A 14418-nucleotide genomic window follows, 5' to 3' on the forward strand; every position below is an offset into this window, starting at 1 on the left:
GGCGTCACGGCTGCGCCGGCGGCGCCACGAGGCGGGCCATCAGCACGCCCTTGATGCCGGCCACGGCCGTGACGACCTCGCCCGGCACCGGCTCGTCGAGATCGACCACCGTGTAGGCGACCTCGCCCCGCGACGAGTTGACCATGTCGTGGATGTTCAGCCCGGCCTTGCCGAAGACCTCGGAGATCTTGCCGAGCATGTTGGGCACGTTCGCATTCGCGCAAATGAGCCGGTGCGCCGTCCGCCGTGCGACCACGACCTCGGGGAAGTTGACCGCGTTGCGGATGTTGCCGTTCTCGAGGAAGTCCCGCACCTGGTCGACGACCATGATCGCGCAGTTGTCCTCCGCCTCCTCGGTGGAGGCGCCGAGGTGCGGCAGCGTCACGCAGCGCCGGTGGTTCTTCGTGAGGTTCGTCGGGAAGTCGCTGATGTACGCGTGGACCCGGCCGGCGTCGATCGCGTCCACCACGGCCTGATCGTCGATGATGCCTTCGCGCGCGAAGTTGAGGATCACGGCCCCCTTCTTCATCAGCGCGAGCCGCTCGGCGCTCACGAGCTTCCGCGTGGCGTCGCTGAGCGGCACGTGCACGGTGAGGAACTCGGCCGTCCGGAACACCTCGTCGAGCGAGCGCGCCTTCTTGACCGCCGACGAGAGCTGCCAGGCCCCTTCGACCGTCAGCCCTGGATCGAAGCCGACGACGTTCATGCCGAGCGAGACGGCGGTGTTCGCCACCAGCCGGCCGATGGCGCCCAGGCCGACGACGCCGAGCGTGCGCCCGGGCAGCTCGTACCCGGCGAAGTTCTTCTTCCCCGCCTCGACCGCCTTGCTCAGCTCGTCGTCCGAGCCCTCGAGGTTGCGGGCGAAATCCCAGGCCTCGCAGATCTGGCGGCAGCCGAGGATCAGCCCGGCGACGACGAGCTCCTTCACCGCGTTGGAGTTCGCGCCCGGCGCGTTGAACACCGGGATGCCGCGCTCGGTCATCCGCGTGACGGGGATGTTGTTCACGCCGGCGCCGGCTCGTCCGACGGCCTTGAGGGTCGCCGGGATGTCGCCGCTGTGCATGTTCGCCGACCGGACGAGGATCGCGTCGGGATCCTTGACGTCGTTGCCGACGGCGTAGCTGCTGGCCGGGAGTCTGGTGAGGCCGATCTTCGAGATGTTGTTGAGGGTCAGGATCTTGAACACGATGCGCTCTCTACGATTTCTTGCCCGAGGCGGCTGGGGTCTGTGAGGCCGTCTGGTCCGGCGCCGTGACCGGGTTGACGAACGGCATCATCGCGCGCAGGTCCGCGCCCACCTTCTCGAGCAGTTGGTGGCGCTCCGCCGCGCGGGTGGCGTTGAACGTCGGACGGCCAGCCTCGTGCTCGGCGACCCACTGGCGCGCGTACTCGCCGGTCTGGATGTCCGTCAGGATCTGCTTCATGGCTCGCCGGGTGTCGTCGGTGACGATGCGGGGTCCCGCGGTGTAGTCGCCGTGCTCGGCCGTGTCGCTGATCGAGTAGCGCATGAAGTTCAGGCCGCCACGGTACATCAGGTCGACGATCAGTTTCAGCTCGTGAAGGCACTCGAAGTAGGCGACCTCGGGCTGATAGCCGGCCTCGACGAGCGTCTCGAACCCGGCCTTGACGAGCGCGCTCGTGCCGCCGCACAGCACCGCCTGCTCGCCGAAGAGGTCCGTCTCCGTTTCCTCTGCGAACGTCGTCTCCACGATGCCGGCGCGGCCGACGCCGATGGCGCTGCCGTACGACAGCGCGATCGCCTTCGCCTGTCCGGTGGCGTCCTGGTGGACGGCGACGAGCGCGGGCGTGCCGCCGCCTTCGACGTACAGCTCGCGCACGCGGTGCCCGGGCGACTTGGGCGCGATCATCGCGACGTCCACGTCTTTCGGCGGCGTGACGGTGCCGAAGCGGATGTTGAACCCGTGCGCGAACATCAGCATCTTGCCGGCGCTCAGGTTGGGGCCGATCGCTTCCTTGTACAACTGGGCCGCCGCGGTGTCGGGCACGAGGACCATGATCACGTCGGCCCACCGCGTGGCCTCGGCGGGCGTCATGACCTTCAGCCCTTCCTTCTCGGCCGCCGCGCGGGACCGGCTCTCGGCCGGCAGGCCGACGCAGACGGTCACGCCGCTGTCGCGGAGATTCAGCGCATGGGCGTGACCCTGCGAACCGTAGCCGAGGACGGCTACCTTCCGTGCACGGATGAGAGACAGATCAGCGTCGCGGTCGTAGTAAATCTTGGCCATGGGTTCCTTGAGGACGAGGTCTCCTGAGTTCATAACTCATAACGCCACGAATCACCAATCACACCGAGAACGACACGCCGGCGTCGAGCTCGACCGTCTTGTCGGCCGCGCCGGCGGCCGCGCCGGTCTTGGCCGACGATCCGCGCGTCATCGCGAGGCAGCCGGTCTTCGCGAGCTCGAGCACGCCGAACGGCCGGAGCGCCTCGAGCAGGCTGTCGATCTTGTCGTCGGCGCCCGTGGCTTCCACGATGAGCGAGTCGGACGCCACGTCCACGACCCGCGCGCGGAACACGTCCACGAGCTGGATGACCTGGCTGCGCGACTGTGCCGTCGCCGCCACCTTGATGAGGGCCAGGTGGCGGAACACGGTCGGCACGTCCGTGACGTTCTGGACGCTGCGCACGTGCACGAGCTTGTAGAGGTTCGCTTCGATCCGCGCCGCCGCGTCGGGGTTCGCCTCGACGACGAGCGTGATGCGCGACATGCCCGGCGTGCTGGCGTGGCCGACCGTCAGCGATTCGATGTTGTAGCCGCGGCGCCGCACGAGCGACACCACGCGGTTGAGCACGCCGGGTTTGTCGGCGACCTGGACGACGTACGTGATGGACATAGAGGCTCCTACCGGTCCGCGCCCGTTTCGGCGAGCGGCGTGGGGCGGCGAATCATCTTGTGGAGGTCGGCGCCGGCCGGCACCATCGGGTACACCGAGTCCTCCTGCTCGACCTGGAAGTCGAGCACAACGGCGCCACGGTGGGCCCGCGCCTGCTCGACGGCCGGGATGACGGCATGCCGCGTGTTGACCGCCCGCGCCTCGATGCCGTAGGCGCTCGCGAGCGTGACGAAGTCCGGGCTCGAGAGCGGCGTCGCGGCGTAGCGGCGGTCGTAGAAGAACTCCTGCCACTGGCGCACCATGCCGAGATAGCCGTTGTTGATGATGGCGACGTTCACCTTGAGGTTCTCCTGCTGCATCGTCGCCAGCTCGCACATCGTCATCTGGAAGCCGCCGTCGCCGACGACCACCCAGACCTCCGCGTCGGGACACGCCATCTTGGCGCCGATCGCGGCCGGCAGCGCGAAGCCCATCGTGCCGAGCCCGCCGGAGGTGATGAGCGTGCGCGGCTCGTCGTGGTGGTAGTACTGCGCCTCCCACATCTGGTGCTGGCCGACGTCGGTGACGACGATCGCCTTGCCGTGCGTGGCGCGCCAGATGTCGTGGATGACGTGCGCGGCGTACAGGTGCCCGTCGTCGGGCATGTTCTGGATGTCGCGGACGGCCGAATCGCCCTTGAGCGCGTCGATGCGCGCGATCCAGTCGCCCAGGTCGAGCCGGGTCAGCGAGGGCTGCCACGAGCGGAGCACGTCGCGCACGTCGGCGACGATGCCGATGTCCACCGGGACGTTCTTGCCGATTTCCGCCGGGTCGATGTCCACGTGGATCTTGCGCGCGTTCTGCGCGTAGGTCTTGAGGTTGCCGGTGACCCGATCGTCGAACCGCATGCCGAGCGCGATCAGCAGGTCGGCCTCCTGGATCGCGGTGTTGACCCAGGCCTCGCCGTGCATGCCCATCATGCCGAGGTTGAGCGGGTGCGAGGCCGGCAGGGCGCCGATGCCGAGCAGCGTGATGGCCGCCGGAATGCCGCTCCGATCGATGAAGGCGCGGAACTCCTCGGTGGCGCCGCCGAGCATGAGGCCGTGGCCGGCGAGCACGAGCGGCCGGCGCGCGGACTTGATCAGCTCGAGCGCCTGCTGGATCTGCGCGTCGCCCGGATGTGCCGGGCTGCGGACGATGTCGGGATCGGGCGCGGCGGCGTCCCAGTCGTACTCGCACGACGACTGCTGGGCGTCCTTCGTGATGTCGATCAGGACCGGGCCGGGGCGGCCGGACTTCGCCACGAGGAACGCTTCGCGGACCGCGTGCGCGACCTCGTCGGCCCGGGTGACGAGGTAGTTGTGCTTGGTCACCGGCAGCGTGACGCCCGTGATGTCGGTCTCCTGGAACGCGTCGGAACCGATCAGGCGGCTGCCGACCTGGCCCGTGATGCAGACGATCGGCGACGAGTCGAGCATCGCCGTGGCGATGCCGGTGACCATGTTCGTCGCGCCAGGTCCGCTCGTCGCGACGGCGACGCCGACCTTGCCGCTCGCCCTCGCGTAGCCGTCCGCCATGTGCGTCGCGCCCTGTTCGTGACGCACCAGCACGTGCCGGATCGGGTACTTGAGCATCGCGTCGTACGCAGGCAGAATCGCGCCGCCGGGATAGCCGAAGACGTCGGTGACGCCTTCGCGCACCAGGCAATCCCAGAGAATCTCGGCTCCTGTCAGACGTGGCATGTCAACTCCTCGAGAACGGCTTACGACTTACGACTTACGGCAAGCGGCGTACGTCGGCCCAGGTCCTACGCCTCAAGCCCCAAGCCAGGCTCGAGCCGTACGCCCCTTGTCATCCCGTCACCGCGCCGAGCGCGGCGGACGAGACCAGCTTCGCGTACTTCGCCAGCACGCCGCGCGTGGCGCGTGGAGGCGGGGCCGTCCAGGCCGCGAGCCGCGCCTGGAGCTCCGCCGCCGGGATTTCGAGCTCGATCGTATGGGCATCCTCGTCGATCGTGATGACGTCGCCGTCGCGCACGACCGCGATCGGGCCGCCCGAGGCGGCTTCCGGTGCGACGTGGCCGACCATGTATCCGTGCGTCGCGCCGGAGAAGCGGCCGTCGGTGACGAGGGCCACGGTGTCGCCGAGCCCGGCGCCCATGATCGCGCCCGTCACGGCGAGCATCTCGCGCATGCCGGGCCCGCCGCGAGGCCCTTCGTAGCGGATGACGACCACGTCGCCTGGCCGGATCCGCCCGGCGCGGACGGCGTCGAACGTCGCCTCCTCGCTGTCGAAAACGCGCGCCGGGCCCCGATGGCTGTGCCGCTTGTGGCCGGCGACCTTCATGACCGCACCCTCGGGCGCGAGGCTGCCGCGCAGGATCACGAGCCCGCCAGTCGGCGCCAGCGGCCGGTCGAGCGGCCGCACGACCTCCTGCCCGGGCGCTTCGGCCGCGCCCGCCGCTTCGTCGGCGAGCGTGCGCCCCGTGACCGTGATGGCGCCGCCGTCGATGGCGCCGAGCTTCAACAGCCGATCGGCGACGAGCTTCGTGCCGCCCACCTCGTGCAGATCCGTCGCGACGAACCGGCCGGCCGGCTTCAAGTCCGCCAGCCAGGGCACGGCCGCGCTGACCCGGTTGAACGCCTCGATGTCGAGATCCACGCCCGCCTCGCGCGCGATGGCGAGCAGGTGCAGCACCGCGTTCGTCGACCCGCCCGTTGCGACGACCGACGCGATCGCGTTCTGAAACGCGGCGGGCGTCATGATCGCTTTCGGCGTCAGGCCCCGCCGCACGAGGTCGACGACGAGCCGGCCCGCGGCCCGCGCGACGTCGGGCTTCGCCGGGTCCACCGCGGGCACGTTGTTCGCCCCGAGCGGCGAGATGCCGAGGAACTCGCAGACGCCCGCCATCGTGTTCGCCGTGAACTGGCCGCCGCACGCCCCGGCGCCCGGGCAGGCGACGTTCTCGAGCGAGACGAGCTGATCCATCGTGATGCGGCCGGCGGCCTGGGCACCGACGGCCTCGAAGACGTCCTGAATCGTCACGCTCCGGCCGCCGTAGTGGCCCGGCGCGATCGAGCCGCCGTAGAGCACGAGCCCGGGCACGTTCACCCGCGCGAGCGCCATCGCGGCGCCGGGAATCGTCTTGTCGCAGCCGACGAGCGCGATCACGCCGTCGAGCTCGTTGCCGTCGACCACCATCTCGATCGAGTCGGCGATGAGCTCACGGCTGACGAGCGACATGCGCATGCCGCTCGTCCCCATCGTGATGCCGTCCGAGATCGACACGGTGTTGAACTCCATCGGCGTGCCGCCGGCGGCCTTGATCCCTTCGCGCACGTACTCGGCGAGATGGCGGAGGTGATACGTGCAGGGGCCGATCTCGATCCAGGTGTTGGCGACGCCGATGAGCGGGCGCTGCAAGTCGCTGTCGGTGAACCCGACCGCCTTGAGCATCGCGCGCGCCGGCGCCCGATGCGGACCCTCGACCAGTTGCGAACTGCGCTTCGTCGACTCGCTCATGCCGGATCGGATCTCCTGCGGCACGCAACGGCCGCCGTTCCGTCCACGATATCGGGCGGCTATCTATTTGACAATCAAATAATGTTGGAATCTGAATCACTTATATTTATGTAGCCAAGCCGACCCCGGCCTGAAATCATTCTGAGCCGCCAGGACGCGCCGGAGAGACATGGACGCACACGAGGACGGGCAGATGCCGGCGGCCGACCGGCTCGATACGCTGCGCCAGGAAATCGACGGCATCGACGACGCGTTCGTCGACCTGCTGGCCCGGCGCCAGCAGGCGATCAAGCGCGTGGCGGCCGTCAAGTCCAGGACCGAGGCGCCGCTCCGCGACGTCGAGCGCGAGTCGCAGCAGATGGCCCGGCTCGTCGAGCGTGCCCGAGCCCACGGCCTCGACGAGATGTTCGTCGTCCGGCTGTTCCGCGAGATCGTGGACCTGTCGGTGCGGACGCAGGAGCTGCACCTCGGCGGCGTGCACCCGGGCGGCGTGCCGGCCAGGCCGATCACCGTCGTCTACCAGGGCGCCGAAGGCGCGTTCAGCCACATCGCGGCGCGCCGGTTCTTCGGGCCTCGTCCGGGCCCGGTGACGTACCGCGGCGTGCAGACGTTTCGCGGCATGCTCGAAGAGGTGCGATCCGGGGCGGCCGACTACGCGATGCTGCCGATCGAGAACACGACGTCGGGCTCGGTGCACGACGCGTACGACGCGCTGTCGCACACCGACCTCGCCATCGTCGGCGAGGAGGTGCTGCGGATCGAGCTCTGCCTGATCGGCGTGGCCGACGTCCCGCTCGAGAGCATCCGGCAGGTCTACTCGCACCCGCAGGCGATCTACCAGTGCACCGCGTTTCTCGCCTCGCTGCCGCAGGCCGCCGTCGAGTCGTTCATCGACACGGCCATGAGCGTCGAGCGGGTGAAGCAGGAGCACGACCCGACGCACGCGGCCATCGCCAGCGCGGAAGCCGCCGCGCTCCACGGCCTGCACATCCTGCGGCGCGACATCGCGAACCATCGCGAGAACTACACGCGCTTCCTCGTGATCGCGCGCGAGCCCGAGCCGTGGGATCCGCGCGTGCCGTGCAAGACGTCGGTGATGTTCGTCATCCAGCACCGCGAAGGCGCGCTGCTCGCCTGCCTGAACGTGCTCGCCGGCCACGGCCTGAATCTCACGAAGCTCGAGTCGCGGCCGCGTCCGGGGCGGCCGTTCGAGTACCTGTTCTACGTCGAGTTCGAGGGCAACGTCGCCGAGCCGCCCGTGCAGCAGGCGATGAACGAGCTCGCCGAGCTGACGCTGTCGCTCAAGATCTTCGGGTCGTACCCGGCGAGGACGATGCCGAGAGGCCAGGCGGAGGACGCGTCGTAGCGACAACGCCAGGAGGGCATCCTGGCGGCGCGACTCCGGCCGCGCGTGCCCGGCGCGCGCATCGTCTCTCTACGGCCGTTCGCCGCCAATCGGTTCGCCAACCGAACCGGCCAGCACTCGACGCGTCGTAATAGCTCGCCGCCTCGGACGTATCTGTCCGAGGAGACGTCGTGTTCAGTCGAGACATCACCGCGGGGCCCTCTCTCGGGCTGACGTCACGGAGCGCGCCCGCCGCGCGCCCGGACGTCGAGCGCGTGTTCCGCGACGCGTGCGACACGCTGCTGCCGCCTGTCCACCTCTACGTGCGGTATCGAGTCGGCCGCGGCGCGGCGGACGATCTCGCCGCGCAGGTGTTCCTGAAAGCCTTGGATCGTCTCGACAGCTTCGACTCGGCCAAAGGCGACATGCAGACGTGGGTCTTCGGCATCGCCAGGAACGTCGTCCGGGATCACCTCCGCGCCGGCCGCCGCTGGCGATGGCTGCCCGTCGAGTGGCTGAGCCATCGAGCGAGCACCGGCCCCGATCCCGAGCGGACGGCCATCGACGGCGAGCAGCATCGGCACCTCGCCGAAGCGCTCGCGACGCTGTCGGACCGCGAACGTGACGTGCTCGGGCTGAAGTTCGGTGGCAGCCTCACGAATCGCGCGATCGCGTCGCTGATGGGTCTCTCCGAGAGCCACGTCGCCGTGGTCGTCTACCGTGCTCTCGGAAAGCTCCGTCAACGTCTGGAACAACGACAAGGGGTGCGTCATGCGTGATGCCGATGCGGCTCGTCTGCTCGAGGAAGCGCTGTCGAATGGCGCGGCCGGCCCCGTGGGCGGCCCGCCAGGACTTGCAGGCCGTCTCGAAATCGCCGCCGAGCTCAGGGCCGCCAGCGCCGCGTGGGCCTCGGATGTGCCCGCTGCTGCGGGCACGTTCGTCATCGCGCATCGACAGGCCATCCCGAGCATGGCGCCGCCCGCGGTTCCCTTCTTCTGGCATCGTGCCCTCATCGCGACACCTGGGGTCGTCCTGCTGCTCGTGTCGCTGATGACGGCGATCCCCGGTGCCGGCAAGACGTTCGCCCGTCCGCTCGTGCAGATCCTGCAGTCCGTGCTCGTCGGCGGACACACGGAGCTCTCGCAGTTCGGGCCGCAGGATGCCGGAGAGGTCGACAGGACGTTGGGCAGGTTTCGTTCAGACCTCGCTGCCGGAAGCCACTGGTTCGTGCACACCGGCTATGTCGGGATGGGAGGCAACGTCCCACCGGGCAAGTCTTCGCAGGCCGTGCGCATCGAGACCGTGGCTGAGCTGACGAGGGTGTCCGACGTGCACATCCACGCACCCAGAGTGGGTTCGATCGGTCTTCCCGCGGAGTTCACGTATGCCTTCGTCGCGCCCGACGGCATGGTCATGGCGTTCTTCGGTGAGGGCGACAACGAGGTCCTCATGATCGAAGCGCCCGTTGGCAACGGCCTCTCCGTGGGGTTCTCGCGAGTCATCGTCGGTCCGGAAGGGTCCGTCAGCCCGGAGCTGCGCACGGAGACGGTGACGGCCGATGGGCAGGACCTGGTCTGGGATCCAGATCCGACAGGGAGGATGCCGCTGACCTCGTCGCTCCACTGGGAAGCCGACGGCGTCAGCTACTCGATCTTCGGGCGATCGCTGACCAAGGAGCGAGCGGTCCAGATATTCGAATCGCTCGAGCCGCTCTAGACGAGAAGTCGCGCCGGCCGCAGTCCCCTCGCGCATCGCCGCCGATCTCACGTGCGGCGTCATCCAACGCGCGCGCTCGAAAATGTGAACCCGTCGACCGGACCGCGGAACCGCGGACCACAGCCCGCGACCGACGGACCCGGAACCGACGCGCGCGAACCCTGGACCCGGGACCCGGAACCCGGAACCAGCGGACCGTCTAATACCCGTGCAGCGTCGGATCGATCCGCGAGATCCAGGCGAGGATGCCGCCCTTCAGGTTCTTCACGCGGTCGAAGCCTTCGTCGCGCAGCAGGTTCACCGCCTTCGCGCTGCGCACGCCCGACTTGCACTGCACGATGATGTCGGGCGCGCCGGGGCCCTGCGGCAGCTCGTCGAGACGCTTCGGCAGCTCGCCGAGCGGGATGAGCGTGGCACCCTCGATGTGGGCGATGTCCCACTCGCGCGGCTCGCGGACGTCGAGCAGGAACACGTCGCCGCGATCGAGCCGCGCCTTCAGCTCCTCGACGCTCGTCTCGAGCTCGGCGGGCAGCGTGCCCTTGTCGGCCGCCTTCACTTGAGGCGTGATGCCGCAGAACTGCTCGTAGTCGATGAGCGTCTTGACGGTCGGGTGATCGCCGCAGACCGGGCACTCGCGGTCCTTCTGCAGCTTGAGCGTGCGGAACTTCATCTGCAGCGCGTCGAACAGCAGCAGGCGGCCGATGAGCGGATCCCCCGCGCCGATGATCAGCTTGAGCGCCTCGGTCGCCTGGATCGTGCCGACCACGCCAGGCAGCACGCCGAGGACGCCGCCCTCGGCGCAGCTCGGGACGAGGCCGGGCGGCGGCGGTTCGGGATACAGGCAGCGATAGCACGGGCCCGCCTTCGTCGCGAAGATCGACACCTGACCGTCGAAGCGGAAGATGCTGCCGTAGACGTTCGGCTTGCCGAGCAGCACGCACGCGTCGTTGACGAGATAGCGCGTGGGGAAGTTGTCGGCGCCGTCGACGATCACGTCGTAGTTCCGGAAGATCTCCAGGGCGTTGGACGAATTGAGCGCCACCTCGTGTCCGATGACGCGGATGTTCGGGTTCAGGCCGTGCAGCCGATCGTAGGCCGCCTTCAGCTTGGGACGGCCGACGTCGTCCGAGCTGTAGAGGATCTGCCGCTGCAGGTTGCTGAAGTCCACCGTGTCGAAATCGATCAGCCCGAGGGTGCCGACGCCGGCCGCGGCGAGGTACAGCGCCGCGGGTGATCCGAGGCCGCCCGCACCTACGCACAGGACCTTCGCCGCCTTGAGCTTCTTCTGCCCGTCGACGCCCACCTCCGGCATGATCAGGTGCCGGCTGTAGCGCCGGACCTCGTCGCCCGTCAGGTCGGGCATCGCCGGCGCGTCGACGGCCGACGTGCCGCCGGCGACCGACGGCACGATGCTGACCGTGTCCTTCTCGCCGACGGTCGTCTGTTCCTTGCTCAGGTACCGGATGTCCTCGTCGTTGACGTAGATGTTGACGAAGCTGCGCAGCTTGCCGTCCGCGTTGTAGAGGTGATTCCGCAGCTCGGCGTGGGCTTTCACGAGGTTCTGCAGCACCTCGCCCACCGTCGCGCCGGCCACCTGCACGGACGCCTGTTGATCGGTGAACGGACGAAGGGGGGTGGGGATGAACACGGTCGTCGGCATCTCAGTTGTCCTTCTCTACACGCTCTCAACACGCTCGACACGACGTGGCCGATAGCGCCGCAGCCACGGTCGACACATACGACGCGCACCGGTTCCGGCTCACAACACGAAAAAGGCCCGGAACGAGAATCGTTCAGGGCCTGGCGGCGTGCGATCCGAACCGGTGCTACTCGATCGTCGTGGATCCGCGCGCGTGAGGCCGGCCCTTGCCGGGGCTACATGGGGTCGTACAGCCGGCCAGACGGGGAATCATACCCTTCTTAGATATCAAAGAACGGTCCTCTGGTGCCAGGTCCGGGGTCCCGGGTTCGACGATTCGGTCCCTCGGTCCAGGGGTCCCGGGTCCGACGATGCGGTCCCTCGGTCCGGGGTCCGGTCCAGCGGTCCGGCGGTCCTTCGGCGAGCGTCTCATCCTTCGGCGAGAATCACGTGGATGTCGCCGGGGCCGTGGACGCCGCGAGCGAGCACGTGTTCGATATCGGCGGTGCGGCTTGGGCCCGTGATGCAGACGAAGTTGGCTCCGGACGTGACGAGGTCGGGGCGCGAGGTCATCACCGCGGGCAGCGACGCCACGATGTCGCGGCGGCGCAGGATCGCGATGTGGACGCGGGGCAGCAGCGACGCCAGCCGGCCCCGGCCTGGCCCCGACGCCACGACGATCGATCCGGTTTCGGCCAGCCCTGCGTCCGCACCCGTGAGGCCCACGGACGCAGCCGCGAGCTCGACACGATGCGGCTGCGATCTCGCATGGTCGGGCCGCTGGTGAAGGACGCCGACACCTTGCGCCGCGAGCGCCTCGAGGACGCCCGGCACGGGCAACCATCGAGCGTCCCACGCCAGCACCGTGCGAGTCGGCTCGCCGGCCAGTACCTGCAACACGACCGCCGTGACGTCGTCGCGGCCGGCAGCGTCGTGCACGACGCCGCCGAGCGCGGCGAACTCCGTTCGAAACCGCTGCTCGAGATCGCCGTCGAACGGCGGCGGGTCGAAACGGCCGGGATGTCGCGCCTCCGCGTCCGGCAGATGTCCTTGCCGGACGGCGGCTCGCACGGTCTCGATCATGCGCGCGCGATTCGTCATCGAGCCGGGTTCTCCCGATTGTCACGAACGCCGGCCGTCTTGGCGTCCTCCCACCGTTCCTGAAACGACGTCGCGGCCAGGGCCGGGAAGTCGCGCGATCGCGTCCACGCCGACAGGTGCCCGGGCAGCCGGCGGATCCATCCGCCGCGCGCCAGCATCCGCGAGGCGCGCGCCGCCAAGGCGCCAGCCGTGCGAAACAGGCCTGGGCGGACGCCCGCGAAGACGAACGCCCTGATGCCCGCCGTCACCCAGAGCGGCGACTTGCCCTGCGCGACGCCCTTCGCGCGCAGCTCGAGCAGCATGCGCGGGATGTCGATCCGCACGGGACAGACGTCGCGGCACGCGCCGCACAGCGTGCTGGCCTGCGGCAGATCGTCGAACTTCTCCATGCCGTGCATGGCGGGCGTGAGGACGGATCCGATCGGGCCGGGATACACGCTGCCGTACGCGTGCCCGCCGATCTGGTGGAAGACCGGGCAGGTGTTCAGGCACGCCCCGCACCGGATGCAGTAGAGGATCTCGGCCTGTCCGGACGCGAGCACGCGGCTTCGTCCGTTGTCCACGATCACGACGTGGAACTCGTCCGGACCGTCGCCCTCGGCGCGATCGCCCTCGCGCGGGCGCGGCCCGTTGACGACGTTCGTGTACACCGTGAGGTTCTGTCCCGTCGCGCTGCGCGCCAGGACCTGCAGCATGACGCCGAGATCCGCCACGGTGGGGACGATGCGCTCCATCCCCATCATCGCCACGTGAATGCGCGGCATCGTCGTCGTCAGGCGGCCGTTGCCTTCGTTCGTGCAGGTCGTGATGCTGCCGGTCTCCGCGACGGCGAAGTTGCAGCCGCTGATGCCCATGTCCGCGTTGACGAACTCCTCGCGGAGCACGCGCCGCGCGAGCTGCGTCATCGACGCGATGTCGGCGACGTCCTCCTCGGTCGCGCCGATCTTCCGCTTGAAGAGGTCCGCCACCTGATGCCGGGTCATGTGCATGATCGGCATCACGATGTGCGATGGGCGATCGTCGGCGAGCTGCACGATGTACTCGCCCAGATCGGTTTCGACGACGCGGATGCCGGCGCGCTCGAGGTGGCCGTTGAGGTCAATCTCCTCGGTCACCATCGACTTGCCCTTGACGGCCAGGCGCACGCCGCGTGCGATCGCGAGATCGCGCACGTACGCGACGGCCTCGGCCGCCGTGGCGGCGTAGTGCACGTGACCGCCGCGCGCTTCGACCGCGCCGGCGAACTGGTCGAGGTAGCGGTCGAGGTTCGCGAGCGTGTGCGCGCGGATGCGGCGCGCGTGATCCCGCCAGCCGTCCGACGCCGGAAGGCGGCCCAGGCCGGCGCGACGATAGCCCAGGATGGCGGTCGTGACGGTGCGAAGCGTGTGCCGCAGGTGGGCGTCGGCGAGCGCCTCGGCGGTGCGCTGCGCGAACGGGCGCTCGTCGACGTTCATCGGGCCGCCCCCGTTTCGGCGAGCACGTCGGCGATGTGACGGACGCGAACGGTGCTGCCGCGCCGGCGAAGGCCGCCCTCAATGTGCAGGGCGCAGCTCACGTCCGTGACGACCACGGTGTCGGCGCCGCTCTCCTCGATCCGATCGAGCTTGCGATCGAGCATCGCGGCCGAGATGTCGGGCAGCTTCACCGAGAAGAGGCCGCCGAACCCGCAGCACACGTCGCTCTCGGCGAGCGGGCAGATCGTCGCGTGTGTCACGGCGTCGAGCAGCGCTTCGGGTTCGCGCCTGACGTTCAGCCCGCGCAGCCCATGACAGCACGCGTGATACGCGAGCCGCCCGTGGCAGGCCGCGCCCACGTCGGCCGTCCCCATCACGTCCACGAGGAACTGCGTGAGCTCGTACGTCCGTCCGGCGACGGCCTCGGCCTTCCGCGCATAGACGCCATCGTCGCGAAGCAGGCTGGCGTACTGGTGAATCACCATGTCGGCGCACGAGCCCGAGGGCACGACGATGGGGGCGTCGGAGCGCGAGAGGACGTCGATGGTATGTCGAGCGAGCGCGCGCGCTTCGTCGAGGTAGCCCGCGTTGAAGGCCGGTTGACCGCAGCAGGTCTGCCCGGCCGGGCACTCGACCTGCAGCCCGAGACGTTCGAGCACGCGGACGACGGACATGCCGGTGTCGGGAGCCACGCGGTCGATGAGACACGTGACGAGGAGCTGGACGCGAGAACACGGTTCCGGGTCCCTGGTCCTGGGTCCCAGGTTCGTGGAAGAAGTGGAAGACACGCGCCAGCTTTCTCCGTC

General features: G+C 69.2%; 12 protein-coding genes. 3 read left to right on the forward strand and 9 right to left on the reverse strand.

The window, feature by feature from the left end; genetic code table 11:
• Positions 1–4: 4 nt before the first annotated feature.
• From IT184_17675 to ilvD, 5 genes are all read right to left on the reverse strand, one after another.
• Positions 5–1186, reverse strand: coding sequence for a phosphoglycerate dehydrogenase (locus IT184_17675; protein ID MCC7010644.1), 1182 nt, complete (start codon positions 1184–1186; stop codon positions 5–7).
• A gap of 10 nt (positions 1187–1196) precedes the next feature.
• On the reverse strand, positions 1197–2246 hold the full coding sequence (ilvC, locus tag IT184_17680) for a ketol-acid reductoisomerase (GenBank protein MCC7010645.1): 1050 nt from the start codon (positions 2244–2246) through the stop codon (positions 1197–1199).
• 58 nt (positions 2247–2304) lie between these two features.
• Positions 2305–2856 carry an acetolactate synthase small subunit gene (gene ilvN, locus IT184_17685; protein MCC7010646.1) on the reverse strand — a complete coding sequence of 184 codons (552 nt, stop codon included), beginning with the start codon at positions 2854–2856 and terminating at the stop codon, positions 2305–2307.
• 8 nt (positions 2857–2864) lie between these two features.
• A complete protein-coding gene (gene ilvB / locus IT184_17690) occupies positions 2865–4577 on the reverse strand; it encodes a biosynthetic-type acetolactate synthase large subunit (GenBank protein ID MCC7010647.1) in 1713 nt (570 codons plus the stop codon).
• A 109-nt stretch (positions 4578–4686) separates the two neighbouring features.
• Positions 4687–6357, reverse strand: a complete 1671-nt coding sequence (gene ilvD, locus IT184_17695) for a dihydroxy-acid dehydratase (protein ID MCC7010648.1) — start codon at positions 6355–6357, stop codon at positions 4687–4689.
• Between the two features lie 169 nt (positions 6358–6526).
• On the opposite strand from ilvD, the gene pheA reads away from it, so the two are divergent.
• The 3 genes from pheA (at position 6527) to IT184_17710 (ending at position 9418) form a co-directional block, all read left to right on the forward strand.
• Entirely contained in the window at positions 6527–7723 is a 1197-nt protein-coding gene (pheA, locus tag IT184_17700; GenBank protein MCC7010649.1) for a prephenate dehydratase, read from the forward strand.
• A 170-nt stretch (positions 7724–7893) separates the two neighbouring features.
• Positions 7894–8481 carry a sigma-70 family RNA polymerase sigma factor gene (locus IT184_17705; protein ID MCC7010650.1) on the forward strand — a complete coding sequence of 196 codons (588 nt, stop codon included), beginning with the start codon at positions 7894–7896 and terminating at the stop codon, positions 8479–8481.
• Positions 8474–9418, forward strand: a complete 945-nt coding sequence (locus tag IT184_17710) for a hypothetical protein (protein MCC7010651.1) — start codon at positions 8474–8476, stop codon at positions 9416–9418. Before IT184_17705 ends, IT184_17710 begins: the two co-directional genes overlap by 8 nt.
• Positions 9419–9617: 199 nt before the next feature.
• On the opposite strand, the gene moeB is transcribed toward IT184_17710, so the two are convergent.
• The 4 genes from moeB to IT184_17730 all read right to left on the reverse strand — a co-directional run bounded on the left by moeB (position 9618) and on the right by IT184_17730 (position 14286).
• On the reverse strand, positions 9618–11078 hold the full coding sequence (moeB, locus tag IT184_17715; GenBank protein ID MCC7010652.1) for a molybdopterin-synthase adenylyltransferase MoeB: 1461 nt from the start codon (positions 11076–11078) through the stop codon (positions 9618–9620).
• 408 nt (positions 11079–11486) lie between these two features.
• Positions 11487–12158 (reverse strand): lactate utilization protein, encoded by a 672-nt coding sequence (locus tag IT184_17720; protein MCC7010653.1) that lies wholly within the window; start codon positions 12156–12158, stop codon positions 11487–11489.
• On the reverse strand, positions 12155–13612 hold the full coding sequence (locus tag IT184_17725) for an iron-sulfur cluster-binding protein (GenBank protein ID MCC7010654.1): 1458 nt from the start codon (positions 13610–13612) through the stop codon (positions 12155–12157). Before IT184_17725 ends, IT184_17720 begins: the two co-directional genes overlap by 4 nt.
• Entirely contained in the window at positions 13609–14286 is a 678-nt protein-coding gene (locus IT184_17730) for a (Fe-S)-binding protein (protein ID MCC7010655.1), read from the reverse strand. The genes IT184_17725 and IT184_17730 overlap by 4 nt, the downstream gene beginning before the upstream one ends.
• Positions 14287–14418: the final 132 nt, after the last annotated feature.

The sequence above is a fragment of the Acidobacteriota bacterium genome, assembly GCA_020853395.1.
Taxonomy (GTDB): Bacteria; Acidobacteriota; Vicinamibacteria; order Vicinamibacterales; family SCN-69-37; genus JADYYY01.

What these genes read in the sequence shown, in the direction of transcription:
- ilvC (MCC7010645.1), bottom strand. Translation starts at nt 2,246, where the DNA reads ATGGCCAAGATTTACTACGACCGCGACGCTGATCTGTCTCTCATCCGT.
- ilvN (MCC7010646.1), bottom strand. Translation starts at nt 2,856, where the DNA reads ATGTCCATCACGTACGTCGTCCAGGTCGCCGACAAACCCGGCGTGCTC.
- ilvB (MCC7010647.1), bottom strand. Translation starts at nt 4,577, where the DNA reads ATGCCACGTCTGACAGGAGCCGAGATTCTCTGGGATTGCCTGGTGCGC.
- ilvD (MCC7010648.1), bottom strand. Translation starts at nt 6,357, where the DNA reads ATGAGCGAGTCGACGAAGCGCAGTTCGCAACTGGTCGAGGGTCCGCAT.
- pheA (MCC7010649.1), top strand. Translation starts at nt 6,527, where the DNA reads ATGGACGCACACGAGGACGGGCAGATGCCGGCGGCCGACCGGCTCGAT.
- IT184_17710 (MCC7010651.1), top strand. Translation starts at nt 8,474, where the DNA reads ATGCGTGATGCCGATGCGGCTCGTCTGCTCGAGGAAGCGCTGTCGAAT.
- moeB (MCC7010652.1), bottom strand. Translation starts at nt 11,078, where the DNA reads ATGCCGACGACCGTGTTCATCCCCACCCCCCTTCGTCCGTTCACCGAT.
- IT184_17720 (MCC7010653.1), bottom strand. Translation starts at nt 12,158, where the DNA reads ATGACGAATCGCGCGCGCATGATCGAGACCGTGCGAGCCGCCGTCCGG.
- IT184_17725 (MCC7010654.1), bottom strand. Translation starts at nt 13,612, where the DNA reads ATGAACGTCGACGAGCGCCCGTTCGCGCAGCGCACCGCCGAGGCGCTC.
- IT184_17730 (MCC7010655.1), bottom strand. Translation starts at nt 14,286, where the DNA reads ATGTCCGTCGTCCGCGTGCTCGAACGTCTCGGGCTGCAGGTCGAGTGC.